The sequence below is a fragment of the Kitasatospora phosalacinea genome, from assembly GCF_030268885.1.
Classification (GTDB): Bacteria; Actinomycetota; Actinomycetes; order Streptomycetales; family Streptomycetaceae; genus Kitasatospora; species Kitasatospora phosalacinea_C.
Genome location: NZ_BSSA01000024.1, coordinates 1 through 12,895 on the forward strand (window position 1 = coordinate 1; position 12,895 = coordinate 12,895).

10 protein-coding genes are annotated in these 12,895 nt (G+C 75.4%); 8 read left to right on the forward strand and 2 right to left on the reverse strand.

Translation table 11 applies throughout. From position 1 onward, the window contains the following. Positions 1 to 611 precede the first annotated feature (611 nt). On the forward strand, positions 612 to 1,061 hold the full coding sequence (locus QSK52_RS27850) for a PTS sugar transporter subunit IIA (RefSeq protein WP_285738932.1): 450 nt from the start codon (positions 612 to 614) through the stop codon (positions 1,059 to 1,061). Positions 1,062 to 1,084: 23 nt separating this feature from the next. Continuing rightward, positions 1,085 to 2,755 carry a phosphoenolpyruvate--protein phosphotransferase gene (gene ptsP, locus QSK52_RS27855; protein ID WP_285738933.1) on the forward strand — a complete coding sequence of 557 codons (1,671 nt, stop codon included), beginning with the start codon at positions 1,085 to 1,087 and terminating at the stop codon, positions 2,753 to 2,755. 75 nt (positions 2,756 to 2,830) lie between these two features. On the opposite strand, the gene QSK52_RS27860 is transcribed toward ptsP, so the two are convergent. Further along, positions 2,831 to 4,879, reverse strand: coding sequence for an acetoacetate--CoA ligase (locus tag QSK52_RS27860; protein ID WP_285738934.1), 2,049 nt, complete (start codon positions 4,877 to 4,879; stop codon positions 2,831 to 2,833). A 155-nt stretch (positions 4,880 to 5,034) separates the two neighbouring features. Here QSK52_RS27860 and QSK52_RS27865 point away from each other — a divergent pair, with 155 nt between their 5' ends. Beyond that, complete coding sequence (locus tag QSK52_RS27865; RefSeq protein ID WP_285738935.1) at positions 5,035 to 6,597, forward strand: phytoene desaturase family protein; 1,563 nt, start codon at positions 5,035 to 5,037, stop codon at positions 6,595 to 6,597. Between the two features lie 61 nt (positions 6,598 to 6,658). Here QSK52_RS27865 and QSK52_RS27870 read toward each other — a convergent pair whose 3' ends face one another. After that, positions 6,659 to 7,228 (reverse strand): NUDIX domain-containing protein, encoded by a 570-nt coding sequence (locus QSK52_RS27870; RefSeq protein WP_285738936.1) that lies wholly within the window; start codon positions 7,226 to 7,228, stop codon positions 6,659 to 6,661. Between the two features lie 200 nt (positions 7,229 to 7,428). Here QSK52_RS27870 and QSK52_RS27875 point away from each other — a divergent pair, with 200 nt between their 5' ends. The 5 genes from QSK52_RS27875 (at position 7,429) to QSK52_RS27895 (ending at position 12,869) form a co-directional block, all read left to right on the forward strand. Then, positions 7,429 to 7,740 carry a hypothetical protein gene (locus tag QSK52_RS27875; protein ID WP_285738937.1) on the forward strand — a complete coding sequence of 104 codons (312 nt, stop codon included), beginning with the start codon at positions 7,429 to 7,431 and terminating at the stop codon, positions 7,738 to 7,740. Positions 7,741 to 7,982: 242 nt separating this feature from the next. Next, a complete protein-coding gene (locus QSK52_RS27880) occupies positions 7,983 to 8,969 on the forward strand; it encodes a UbiA family prenyltransferase (protein WP_285738938.1) in 987 nt (328 codons plus the stop codon). Next, positions 8,966 to 10,594: an AMP-binding protein gene (locus QSK52_RS27885; protein ID WP_285738939.1), complete on the forward strand. Its 1,629-nt coding sequence runs from the start codon at positions 8,966 to 8,968 to the stop codon at positions 10,592 to 10,594. The genes QSK52_RS27880 and QSK52_RS27885 overlap by 4 nt, the downstream gene beginning before the upstream one ends. A 44-nt stretch (positions 10,595 to 10,638) precedes the next feature. Beyond that, positions 10,639 to 12,033: a protoporphyrinogen/coproporphyrinogen oxidase gene (locus tag QSK52_RS27890; RefSeq protein ID WP_285738940.1), complete on the forward strand. Its 1,395-nt coding sequence runs from the start codon at positions 10,639 to 10,641 to the stop codon at positions 12,031 to 12,033. Then, a complete protein-coding gene (locus QSK52_RS27895; RefSeq protein ID WP_285738941.1) occupies positions 12,033 to 12,869 on the forward strand; it encodes a class I SAM-dependent methyltransferase in 837 nt (278 codons plus the stop codon). The genes QSK52_RS27890 and QSK52_RS27895 overlap by 1 nt, the downstream gene beginning before the upstream one ends. Positions 12,870 to 12,895: the final 26 nt, after the last annotated feature.

Consider the following 12,895-nt stretch of genomic DNA (forward strand, 5'->3'; position numbering starts at 1 on the left):
TCCTCGCTAGTGTTACTTCAAAAGGAATCTCCAACCCCGACGAGATCGCCGAGGCCGGGGATGTCAACATATCTGGCGTTGACTTTTGGCACGCTGTTGAGTTCTCAAGGAACGGACGCTTCCTTCGGACCGCATTCCTGCGGACCCTCCGGGCGCTTCGTTCTTCCGTGTTTCGAGCTTACCAGACTGTTTACTCGGCGTTGACCGAAGCTTTACTCGTCCGACTTGCTCTGTTTACCGCCATTGCGCGGCGACTCGAGCAACCATAGCGGGTCGGCGGCCGAGCGCCTAATCGGGCTAGAGCGAGGGTCACCCGTTCGGCCCCGCGTGGAGTGGGCGGGCGGGGCGAGTGGGGGCTCACTCGGATGCCGTAGAGTGCGGCGGGGCGGCCAAGAGGACTAGACCACTTGAGGGTGGCGGGGGCGGCGGAGATGGTGCGGGGCGGACGGTTCGTGTGCGGCGCGATGAGGGCGGGTGGTGATCTTCACTCGGGCGGCCCTCGGGGGTTATCGCATGAAATGTCCGAAGTTGACGTAATTTGGGGACAGTCGATCAACGGGCCGCTGCCCCGCGGCCGCACGCGATGTACTCCGTACCTGGGAGGCTCCACCATGACCACTGTCACGTCGCCGCTCGCCGGTCGCGCTGTCGGCCTCGCCAATGTCCCCGATCCGGTGTTCGCCGGGGCCATGGTCGGGCCGGGTACGGCGATCGATCCGTTGCGGGAGCCGATCGAGGCGGTGGCTCCGGTGGACGGGCAGGTGGTGTCGATGCATCCGCACGCGTTCGTGGTGATGGACGAGAACGGGCACGGGGTGCTGACGCACCTGGGGATCGACACGGTGCAGCTCAACGGGGAGGGGTTCGAGCTGCTGGTGCACAAGGGGGACCGGGTGCGGCGGGGGCAGCCGGTGATCAAGTGGAACCCGGCGGCGGTGGAGGCGGCGGGGAAGTCGCCGATCTCTCCGATCGTGGCGCTGGAGGCGTCGGCGGAGCAGTTGAGCGGGGTGGCGGAGTCCGGTGAGGTAACGGCCGGTGGCGAGCTGTTCATCTGGAACTGACGGCGACGAAGGGGTTTCGGACCATGGAGCGGACGCTGCGGGGCGTGGGGGTCAGTCACGGGGTCGCCATCGGACAGGTGCGGCACATGGGGACGGCGGTGCTGGAGCCGCCGGTGACCCAGGTGTCGGCGGAGGAGGTGCCGCGGGAGCAGGCCCGGGCGCGGGCGGCGGTGGACGCGGTGGCGGCGGACCTGACCGCGCGCGGGAACCTGGCGGGGGGTGAGGCGCAGGCGGTGCTGGAGGCGCAGGCGCTGATGGCGCAGGACCCGGAGCTGCTGGCGGACGTGAACCGGCGGATCGAGTCGGGGAGCAGTGCGGAGCGCGGGGTGTACGACGCGTTCGCGGCGTACCGGGAGCTGTTGGCGGCGGCGGGTGAGTACCTGGCGGGGCGGGTGGCGGACCTGGACGACGTGCGGAACCGGATCGTGGCGCGGCTGCTGGGGGTGCCGATGCCGGGGGTGCCGGACAGTGACGAGCCGTACGTGCTGCTGGCGCGGGACCTGGCGCCGGCGGACACGGCGCTGCTGGATCCGTCGCTGGTGCTGGGGTTCGTGACGGAGGAGGGCGGGCCGACCTCGCACAGCGCGATCCTGGCACGGGCGATGGGGGTGCCGGCGGTGGTGGCGCTGGCGGGGGCGACGGGGCTGGCGGAGGGGGTGGTGGTGGCGGTCGACGGGTCGTCGGGCGAGGTGCTGGTGGAGCCGGGGGCGGAGCGGCAGGAGGAGTTGCGCCGGCAGGCGGCGGAGCGGCAGGCGGCGTTGGCGGCCTCGACCGGGCCGGGGCGGACCTCGGACGGGTTCATGGTGCCGTTGCTGGCGAACGTGGGCGGTCCGGCGGACGTGGCCGCGGCCCTGGAGAACGGGGCGGAGGGCGTCGGGCTGTTCCGGACGGAGTTCCTCTTCCTGGACGACTCGGCGCAGGCGCCGAGCGAGGACAAGCAGGTCGAGGCGTACCGGAAGGTGCTGGAGGCGTTCCCGGGGGCCCGGGTGGTGGTGCGGGTGCTGGACGCGGGGGCGGACAAGCCGTTGGACTTCCTGACGCCCGGGGACGAGCCGAACCCGGCGCTGGGGGTGCGGGGGCTGCGGACGCTGCTGGAGCACCCGGAGGTGCTGCGTTCGCAGTTGCGGGCGCTGGCGCGGGCGGCGGAGGGGTTGACGGTGCGCCTGGAGGTGATGGCGCCGATGGTGGCGGACGGGGTGGACGCGCGGGCGTTCGCGGCGGCCTGCCGGGAGGTGGGGCTGGACGCGAAGTACGGGGCGATGGTGGAGGTCCCGTCGGCGGCGCTGCGGGCGGCGGCGGTCCTGCGGGAGGTGGAGTTCCTGTCGCTGGGGACGAACGACCTGGCGCAGTACGCGTTCGCGGCGGACCGGCAGGTGGGGTCGTTGGCGCGGCTGCAGGATCCGTGGCAGCCCGCGCTGCTGGACCTGATCGCGGCGGCGGCGGACGCGGCGAAGGCGGCCGGGAAGAGCTGCGGGGTGTGCGGGGAGGCGGCGGCGGACCCGCTGCTGGCGTGCGTGTTGACGGGGCTCGGGGTGACGAGCCTGTCGATGGGCGCGGCGGCGATCCCGTACGTGCGGGCGGCGCTGGGGCGGGCGACGTTGGCGCAGTGCCAGCGGGCGGCGGAGGCGGCGCGGGCGGTGGACACCGCCGGGGAGGCGCGGGAGGCGGCGCGGCGGGTGCTGGCCGGGGAGTAGGGGCGCGGGTCTCCCGAGGGGTCGCTGCCACCGTGGGGGGTGGCGGCGGCCCCTCGGGGTCTGTCCGGCCGCGGGTCAGGGCTGCTTGCGGGTGGCGGCGAGCTGCTCGAAGAAGCGCAGGTGGTCGAGGTTGTCGACGGAGCCGGGGTTGACGGCCCGGTCGAGGGGGGTGCCGCCGAGCAGGCGCTTGACGGGGACTTCGAGGCGCTTGCCGGTGAGGGTGTGCGGGAGGCCCGCGACGGTGATCACCTCGTCGGGGACGTGGCGCGGGGACAGTTCGGTGCGCAGCGAAGTGCGGATGCGGGCGGTGAGGTCCTCGTCGAGTTCGGCGCCGGGGGTGAGGACGACGAACAGCGGCATCCAGTAGCCGCCGTCGGGTTCCTCCAGGCCGATGACCAGGGACTCGGCGATCTCGGGGAGCCGTTCGACGACCTCGTAGATGTCGGCGGAGCCCATCCGGACGCCCTGGCGGTTGAGGGTGGAGTCGGAGCGGCCGTGGATGACGACGGTGCCGCGGCCGGTGGCGGTGATCCAGTCGCCGTGGCGCCAGGTGCCGGGGTAGGTGTCGAAGTAGCTGTCGTGGTAGCGGCGGCCGTCGGGGTCGTTCCAGAAGCCGGTGGGCATGGACGGGAGGGGCTTGGTGACGACGAGCTCGCCGACGGTGTCGGTGTGCGGGTGGCCGTCGGTGTCCCAGGACTCGACGGCGGCGCCGAGGCAGGGGGCCTGGATCTCGCCGAGGTGGACGGGGAGGGTGGGGACGCCGCCGACGAAGCAGGAGCAGACGTCGGTGCCGCCGCTGACGGAGGCGAGCCAGAGGTCGGGCTTGACCTCGTCGTAGATCCACTGGAAGCCGTCGGGCGGGAGCGGGGAGCCGGTGGTGCCGAGGCAGCGGACGGCGGAGAGGTCGAGGTCGCGGCCGGGGTGGAGGTCGGCCTTGCGGCTGGCGATGACGTAGGCGGCGGAGGTGCCGAGGACGGTGGCGCGGGTGCGGGCGGCGACGGACCAGAGGGCGCCGGTGTCGGGGTGTCCGGGGCTGCCGTCGTAGGTGACGACCGTGGTGCCGGTGAGCAGGCCGGCCAGGAGGAAGTTCCACATCATCCAGCCGGTGCTGGTGTACCAGAGGAAGCGGTCCTCGGGGCCGAGGTCGAGGTGGAGGGCGGCCTGCTTGAGGTGTTCGACCAGGATGCCGCCCTGGCTCTGCACGATGGCCTTGGGGAGGCCGGTGGTCCCGGAGGAGTAGAGCACCCAGAGGGGGTGGTCGAAGGGGACGGGTTCGAAGACCGGCTGGGTGTCCGAGGAGACCAGGTCGTCGTAGGAGAGGGTGCCTTCGGGGGCGGGGGTGTCCAGGAGGGGGACGTGGACGACGGTGGTGAGGGTGGGGAGTTCGCGGCGGAGTTCGGCGACGACCCCGGTGCGGTCGTGGTCCTTGCCGCCGTAGTGGTAGCCGTCGACGGCGAACAGGACGGTGGGTTCGATCTGCTGGAGGCGGTCGAGGACGCTGCGGGCGCCGAAGTCGGGGGCGCAGCTGGTCCAGGTGGCGCCGACGGCGGCGGTGGCGAGGAGGGCGACGGCGGCCTGCGGGACGTTGGGCAGGTAGGCGCTGACGCGGTCGCCGGGGCGGACGCCGTGGGCGCGGAGGGCGGCGGCGAGGGAGCCGACCTGGCGGCGGAGCTCGGACCAGGTGGTGGCGGTCGGCTCGGCGGTGCGCTCGTCCAGGTGGAGGATGGCGGGGCGGTCGGCGTTGGCCGGGTCCTCGGCGGCGCGCAGGGCGTGTTCGGCGTAGTTGAGGGTGGCGCCGGGGAACCAGGTGGCGCCGGGCATGGTGGCGGGTTCGGCGAGGACGGCGGTGGGCGGGGTGTGGAAGCGGACGTCGAAGTACTCGGTGACGGCCGTCCAGAAGCGGGTGAGGTCGTCGGTGGACCAGCGGTGGAGGTCGGCGTAGCGGGTGGCGGCCTCGGCGTCGGTGGTGACCGGTGCGAGCGGGGCGGCGGGGGCGCCGTGGTGCTCGGCGGCCCAGCGCTGGAAGTCGACCAGGCGGCTGGCGGCGGCGCGGGCGGGGTCGGGGCGCCACAGCGGTTCGGGGTGCTGGTGCTGCTGGTCCTGGGGGGTCGGAGGGGTGCTCACGTGGTGGTCTCCAGGCCGTGGTGGGGACGGCTGGGCTTGTGGCGGGCCGTCCGTGGGTGCTGACGGTGCTGACCATGCCACGTGATCGTCCGGGGGTCCAGGGTCGCGCGGTCGGGGTGCTGGTGGGGGCGGGTGGGAGGTGGTAGACCGGCGGGATGACGGTGGCTTATGACGTGGTGATCGTGGGTGGCGGGCACAACGGGCTGGTGGCGGCCGGGTACCTGGGGCGGGCCGGGCTGCGGGTGCTGGTGCTGGAGCGGTTGGGGCACCTGGGCGGGGCGGCGGTGTCGGAGCGGGCGTTCGCGGGGGTGGACGCGCGGCTGTCGCGGTACTCGTACCTGGTGAGCCTGTTGCCGCGGCGGATCCTGGCGGATCTGGGGGTGCGGGTGGAGTTGCGGCGGCGGCGGATCTCCTCGTACACGCCGTGGGAGCGGGACGGGCGGGTCGGGGGGTTGCTGGTGGACGGCGGGGACGAGCGGCGGACGGCCGAGTCGTTCCGTGAACTGACGGGTGGGGAGCGGGAGTTCGCCGCGTGGCGGGAGTTCTACGGGATGACCGGGCGGGTCGCGGAGCGGGTGTTCCCGTCGTTGACGGAGCCGTTGCCGTCGCGGGCGGAGCTGCGGGCGCGGGTGGACGATCCGGTGGCGTGGGCGGAGTTGTTCGAGCGGCCGTTGGGCGAGGCGCTGGAGCGGCGGTTCGCGGACGACGTGGTGCGGGGGGTGGTGCTGACGGACGCGCTGATCGGGACGTTCTCGCACGCGCACGATCCTTCGCTGCGGCAGAACCGGTGCTTCCTGTACCACGTGGTGGGCGGCGGGACGGGCGACTGGGACGTGCCGGTGGGCGGGATGGGGGCGGTGACCGGGGCGCTGGCCCGGGCGGCGCTGGCGGGCGGGGCGGAGCTGCGGACGGGGTGCGAGGTGGTGGCGGTGGACCCGGGGGGCGCGGCGGGGCCGGCCGAGGTCGGGTACCTGGACGCGGACGGGGCGCAGCGGCGGGTGGGCGCGCGCTGGGTGCTGTGCAACGCGGCGCCGGTGGAGCTGGAGCGGCTGCTGGGCGGGGCGGGCGGCGGGGAGCGGCCGGAGGGGGCGCAGCTGAAGGTGAACATGCTGCTGCGCCGGTTGCCGCGGCTGCGGGACGGGGCGGTGGACGTGCGGGACGCGTTCGGGGGGACGTTCCACGTCGCGGAGTCGTACCGGGAGCTGGAGGGGGCGTACCGGGAGGCAGTGGCGGGGCGGCTGCCCTCCCCCGCGCCGTCGGAGATCTACTGCCACTCGCTGGCGGACCGGTCGATCCTGGGGCCGGGGGTGCCGGAGGGGGCGCAGACGCTGACGCTGTTCGGGTTGCAGGTGCCCGCGCGGCTGTTCGCCGGGGATCCGGAGGGGGTGCGGGAGGCGGCGCTGGCGGGGGTGCTGGGGGCGCTGGACGGGGTGCTGGCGGAGCCGTTGGCGGACTGCCTGGCGACGGACGCGGAGGGGCGGCCGTGCCTGGAGGTGCGCGGGCCGGCGGACCTGGAGGCGGACCTGCGGCTGCCGGGCGGGAACATCTTCCACCGGGACCTGGCGTTCCCGTTCGCGGGCGAGGGGCCGGACGCGGGGCGGTGGGGGGTGGGGACCGGGAGTCCGCGGGTGCTGGTGTGCGGGGCCGGGGCGGTGCGCGGGGGCGGGGTGAGCGGGATCCCGGGGCACAACGCGGCGATGGCGGTGCTGGGGCGGTAGCGGGGAGGAGCCGGGCCCGGCCGGTGGTGCGGGTGGCCAGGCCCGGCGGGTTCGGCCGGGTTCAGGAGCTGGGTTCGGTGGTGAGGTGGAGGTACTCGCCGTCGAACCAGGAGCGGGCGACCCGGGTGTGGAAGGGGAAGGCGAGCGGGGTGTCGGCGGTGGCGAGCTGCCAGCCCTCGGTCTCGTCGGTGGGGACGGAGGGCGGCAGGTCGGCCAGGTCGCGGGCCGGGAGGAGGCCGAACAGGCAGAGGAAGCCGCCGCGGGCGTCGGAGTCGGTGGCGACCAGGCGGACGTCGGCGGCGTCGGCCAGGATGCCGGTCTCCTCGCGCAGTTCGCGGACGGCGGCCTGCTCCCAGCTCTCGCCGTAGTCGACGTAGCCGCCGGGCAGGGCGAGCAGGCCGTAGCCGGGTTCGATGGTGCGGCGGATGACGGTCAGCCGGGTGTCGCCGTCGGGGAGGCGGACCGGGAGGAGGGCGACCGTGACGGGGAGCGGGTTGCGGTAGCTGATCTCGCCGCAGCCGGGGCAGGTGCGCGGCCAGGCGTCGGTGCCGGCCGGGTAGGGCGCTCCGCACCAGTGGCAGTGGGTGTGGGGGCCGAAGGGGGTGGGGCGGGCGGACGGCGGGGTCGTCATGGGGGCGATGGTAGTCCGGGCGGGTGACGGGTGGGGCGGGGTCGGCGCAGGGCGCGCGGTGGCGCGGGCGGCGCGGGGCGGGCGGCGGCTGGCCCCGGCCGGGCGGGTGAATCCGGCGGGCGGGGTTGGAATTCGACGGTGTGCGCACGGTAGCGATGGGGGTGGCCCGCGACGGACGCGGGAGTGGGACGTGTCGAAGGATGATTGTGCGAGCGATTCTGGTTTCCCTGGTGGCGGTGGGTTCGGTGCTCGGACTGGCGGCTCCGGCGCCCGCGGCGCCGCGCGCGGCGAGCGGTGACGTGGTGGTGTTCTCGACCGAGGCGCAGCCGCTGGACGTCTACCGCGACCCGGCCGGTTGTCAGCAACTCCCCACGCTGGCACACGTGTTGGCCAACCAGACCGACCGTCCGGTGAAGGTCTACGGCAACCCGTTCTGCCTGGGCCCCTCGGTGGTGGTGCAGCCGGGTTACGGGACGCACGTGCCGGGCGGGGCGGGGAGCTTCTCCGCGTAGGGCGGAATGCGGAAAAGCGGTCGGATGATCGCACGGGTGGTCGGGGAAATACCCGATCGCCCGCTTTTTGTCTGATCACAGAAATGCGTCCGAACGGTCGCCCTATGTCATGATGGCGATCGCCGACTCCTGGTCCGCCGTGATGAATTGGCGCACCGTCAGCGCGGTCGGCTCGTTGTCTCCGGCCCCCCGCGGCAGTCGCGTCCCGGGTTGCGGCCACCGTCGAGAGGACTGCGTTTCCCGTGGAGCACGTCGCCCTTCCCGCCGCCCCCGAGGCGGCCCCGGTCCCCTGGCGGGCGTACGCCAGGCTGGCCAAGCTCGACATCTGGGACTACTACCTGAGCGTCCCGCTGGTGGCCGCGATGGTGCTGGCCGCCGGTTCGGGCGCCGGGTGGTCGGGGGCCGGGGCGGGGACGGTGCTGGTGGTGCTGGTGCTGTTCCTGGGCGGGGAGGTCGCGATGAGCGCGGCCATGTGCACCTTCGACGACGTCACCGGGTACCGGGACGGCAGCGACGCGGTGAACTACGGGCCGGACGCGCCCGCCCGGCGGCTGGCCCGCAAGCCGCTGGTGGCGGGGACGCTGACCGAGCGCCAGGCGATCCGGTTCGGCTGGGCGAGCGTCGCGGCGTGCGTGCTGTGCTGGGCGGCGGCCGTGGCCGCGGCGCCCGCCCGGCCCGGGTGGGCGGTGGCCGGGACGGCGGCGCTGGCCGTGTTCGGCTTCCAGTACACCTGGTGGCTGCGGATCAGCTACAACGGCTTCCAGGAGCTCTTCCTCGCCGCGCTCGGCTGGTTCTTCGTGCTGCCGCTGTACGGGCTGCTGACCGGACGGTTCGACGGCTTCGCGGTGGTGCAGGCGCTGGTGTTCGGGCTCGGGCCGCTGCTGTTCGGCGTCTACTCCAACACCAACGACATCGCCGGGGACCGGGCGGTGGGGCGGAGGACCGCCGCGGTGCTGCTGTCGCCGCGCGGCAACGCCGCGTTCGTGGCCGGGTGCTCGGCGTTGGAGGCGGCGCTGCTGGTGGGCTCGGCGGTGGCCGGGTACGCGCCGTGGTGGTTCCCGCTGGTGATGGCGCCGGTGGTCGCGCTGCGGGCCCGGCAGTGGGTGCTCGGGTTCGTCCGGGGCGAGATCCTGCTCGCCCGCCGGCTCGGCATCCACCTGCACCGGGTGTGCTGCGCGCTGCTGGTCGGCGTGGACCTGGCGCTCGCGGTGACCGGCGGTGGGCTGTGAGCGGCGGGCCGGGGGCGGTGTTCGGGCGGCTGCCGCTCGACCTGGGGCCGCTGTTCGACACGCTGGCCGAGCGACGTCCTTCGGTGGAGGTGCAGTTGGGCCGCCCGCTGGACCTGGCGCCGGAGCGCGGCACCGCGTACGACACCGCGCAGCTGGCCGAGCTGGTGCGGGAGACCGCGGCCTGGCTGGCGGCGGCCGGGGCCGGGCCCGGCTCCTCGGTGGCGGTGGTCAAGCGCAACCACTGGGACTACGTGCTGCTGGCCTGCGCGGCGGCCCGGATCGGGGCGGTGCCCGCGCTGCTCTCGGAGCGGGTGCCGCCGGACGCCCTGGGCACGCTGCTGCGGCGGCTGCGGCCGGACGTGCTGGTCGCCCAGCGGGACGTGCTGGGCGGGGCGCGGGCCGCCGGGGTGGAACTGACCGCCCTGGCCGGGCGGACGGTGTGCCTGGACGGGGCGTCGGAGGGCGCGCTGACGGTGGACGGGCTGCGCGGCGGGCCGGTGCCGGGCGTGCGCACCCGCGGGGAGGACGAGCCGCTCGCGGTCATCCACACCTCCGGCACCACCGGCGTCCCCAAGCTCGTGGTGCACTCCACCCGGACGCTGATCCGGCGGCTGTCCGCGTTCGAGGCCCGGCCCTGGCCCGTCCTGTCGGCGCGCCGCGGGGACACCGTGGCGAGCGCGATCTCCTTCGCCCACGGGCGGGCGCTGACCTGGACCGTCAGCGCGTTCTGGCGGGCGCCGCGGACCGTCGTCCTGCTGCCCGACCCGGACCCGTCGACGGCCGCCGCGCTGCTGCGCAGCCACCCGCCGACCGTGCTGGAGGCGCTGCCGTCCAGCTACGTGCGCTGGCAGCCGCTGGCCGCCGGGGCGGAGAACCCGTTCCGGGACGTGCGGCTGTTCATCTCGACCTTCGACGCGGTGCACCCGCCGACGGTGCGGACCTTCCTGGAGGCCACCCGGCGGCGGCGCCCGCTGTGGATGCAGGGTTGGGGGCAGAGCGAGACCGGGCCGCTGAGCTTCCGCTTCCTCACCCGGGGCGCGCTGGCCGCCGCCGGTGAGCGGCACCCGACCACCCGCGACCTGGGGCGCCCGGTGCCCGGCTGGGTGCGGGTCAGGGTCTGCGACCCGCAGCGGCCCGGCCGGACCGTGCGGCCCGGCGGGACCGGCCTGCTGTACGCCCGCACCGGGGCGCTGTGCCTGGGCTACCTGGACGAGCCGGAGCGCTGGCGGCGCAAGCTCCACCGCGGCTGGTTCAACACCGGGGACCTCGGGACGCGGACCCGCGACGGCCGGGTCCTGGTGCTGGACCGGGAGGTCGACATGGTGCCCGGGATGAGCTGCGTCGAGGTCGAGGACGTGCTGCACGAGCGGCTGCCGGACGTCGAGGAGGCCGTGCTGCTCTCCGTCGCCGACGGCCGTCCCCAGCCGGTGCTGGTCACCGCCGACGGCACGCTCGACCCGGCCCGCTGGCAGGAGGCGGTGCGCGACCTGCCGCCGCTGGCCGAACCGCTGGTGGTCGGCTGGGACGCGGTGCCGCGGACGGCCACCGGGAAGGTGCGGCGGCACGAGCTGCGGGAGCGGGTGCTGGCCGGGAGCGCCGGGATCGGGACCGGGCTGTGGACGTGAACTCCCCTGGTACGGGATCGGATCGGCACGAGGAGGGAGCCGGGGTGGACGAGGTGGAGGTCGACGTCGCGGTGGTCGGGGCGGGGATCGCGGGGCTGTCCGCGGCGCACCACCTGACCGCGGCCGGGCGGACGGTGCGGGTCTTCGAGGGCGCGGACCGGGTCGGCGGGCGGATGGCGTCCAGCCGGGTGGACGGCTGGCTGCTGGACGAGGGCGCGGAGACCATCGCGGGCGCCGGGTACGAGGCCACCTGGGAGCTGATCCGGGCGGTCGGCCTGCCCGAGGACGAGGTGCCCGTGGTCGAACCCGGCTTCGCCCTGTGGCGGGGCGGGCGCGCCCACCCCCACCTCGGGCACCCCAGGGGGCTGCTGACCGGCGCCGGGCTGTCCTGGCGCGGCCGCTGGGCCTGGCTCCGGTTCGCCGCCGAACTCGCCACCCGCTGGCGGGAGTTCGACCCCGACCGGCCGGAGACCGCACCCAGCGGGGACGCCACGCTGAGCGCGTACTGCGCCGGGTCGGCCGGGCGGGAGGAACTGCTCGCCGCGATGCTGCAACCGCTGTCCAGCCACTGCTTCGGCTGGCGGCCGGACAGCTCGGCCCTCGCCCCGATGGTCGCCACCCTGCTGTCGGTGGGCGGGGCCGGGGCGCGCTGGATGACCTACCGGGACGGGATGGACACCCTGGCCCGGCGGCTGGCCGAGCGGCTGCCGGTGGAGCTGGGGCGGCGGGTGGTCTCCGTGCGGGACGGCTCGGTCCCCGGCGGGGGCGTGCTGCTGGAGTTCGCGGACGGGGCGCGGGTGCGGGCCCGGCAGGCGGTGCTGGCGGTGCCCGCGCCGCTGGCCCTGGAGCTGCGCGGGGACGACCTCCCGGACGGGGAGCGGCCGTACCTGGCGGCGAGCACGTACACGCCGATGCTCAAGGTCGCCTGCCTGCTGGACCGCCCGCTGCCGAGCCCGACCCGGGCGCCCAGCTACGCGCTGTCGGTGCCGCAGGGCGAGAGCCGGGTCTGCACCGGGCTGGTCCTCGACCACCTCAAGGCCGACGGACGGGCGCCGGAGGGGAAGGGGCTGGTCACCGCGTTCGCCTCGCCGTGGGCCTCCCCCGGGCTGCTGGGCGAACCGGACGGGCGGGTGGCGGAGGTGGTCTGCGCGGAGGCCGAGCGGTTCCTGCCCGGCCTGCGGGCGGCCACCGTCCGGACGCTGGTGCACCGCTTCCCGCTCGGGCTGCCGCAGGGCGCGCCGGCCGCCGTCCGGGAGCGGGCCGCGTTCCTGGGGCGGCCGACCGGGGCGGTCGAGTACGCCGGGGACTGGGTGATGCTGCGGCCGAGCAGCGAGGGGGCGGTGCGCTCGGGGAAGCTGGCGGCGCGACGGGTGCTGGCGCACGCGGCGGGTGCGGGTGCGGGCGCGGGTGCGGCTCCTGCTGCGGCGGGGCGGGCCTGATGGCGGGCGTGGACGTGGGCGCGGACGCGGGCGTGGGCGTGGACGCGGTGCGGGGGTCGGGGGCGTACCTGTTCGACAACGGGAGTGCGCACGCGGCCGGGCAGCACCGGTGCCTGGCGGCCTGGCTCGACCCGCTCAGCTTCGGCGTGCTGCGGGCGGGCGGGGTCCGGCCCGGGATGCGCTGCCTGGACGTGGGCACCGGGGCGGGGAGCGTCGCGCTCTGGCTGGCCGAGCGGGTCGCGCCCGGGGGCTCGGTGCTGGCGACGGACCTGGTGCCGCTGCCGGTGCCGGTGCGGCCCGGGCTGACGGCGCTCCGGCACGACGTGGTGCGCGACGACCTGCCCGCGGGCGCCTTCGACCTGGTGCACGCCCGGCTGGTGCTGTCCCACCTGCCGGAGCGGGAGGCCGTGCTGGCACGGCTGTTCACGGCGCTGCGGCCGGGCGGGGTGCTGCACCTGCTGGAGTTCGACGCCGAGTACGCGCCGGTGCTGACCGCCCCTGACGAGCGGGCCCGGGAGCTGTACGAGCGGTACCAGCAGGCGAAGTTGCGGGCCTTCCGGGCGCGCGGCTCGCACCAGGGCTGGGGGCGGGAGTGCGCCGGTGCGCTGGTGCGGGCCGGGTTCACCGGGGTGGAGGCGGAGGTGCGGGTCGGCACGCTCGCACCCGGGACGCCGCAGCTGGAGATGCAGTTGCACAACACCTGGCACCTGCGGGAGGCGCTGCTGCGGGAGGGGCTGGGCGAGGACGAACTCGCCGAGCTGCGGGGGCTGTTCGCCGATCCGCGGTTCCGGGCCTGCTCGAACGTGGTGTACGCGGTGCGCGGGCGGCGGCCGTGACGGGGGCGGCGCTCGGTGTTCGGCCG

What these genes read in the sequence shown, in the direction of transcription:
- ptsP (WP_285738933.1), top strand. Translation starts at nt 1,085, where the DNA reads ATGGAGCGGACGCTGCGGGGCGTGGGGGTCAGTCACGGGGTCGCCATC.
- QSK52_RS27865 (WP_285738935.1), top strand. Translation starts at nt 5,035, where the DNA reads ATGACGGTGGCTTATGACGTGGTGATCGTGGGTGGCGGGCACAACGGG.
- QSK52_RS27850 (WP_285738932.1), top strand. Translation starts at nt 612, where the DNA reads ATGACCACTGTCACGTCGCCGCTCGCCGGTCGCGCTGTCGGCCTCGCC.
- QSK52_RS27895 (WP_285738941.1), top strand. Translation starts at nt 12,033, where the DNA reads ATGGCGGGCGTGGACGTGGGCGCGGACGCGGGCGTGGGCGTGGACGCG.
- QSK52_RS27870 (WP_285738936.1), bottom strand. Translation starts at nt 7,228, where the DNA reads ATGACGACCCCGCCGTCCGCCCGCCCCACCCCCTTCGGCCCCCACACC.
- QSK52_RS27875 (WP_285738937.1), top strand. Translation starts at nt 7,429, where the DNA reads ATGATTGTGCGAGCGATTCTGGTTTCCCTGGTGGCGGTGGGTTCGGTG.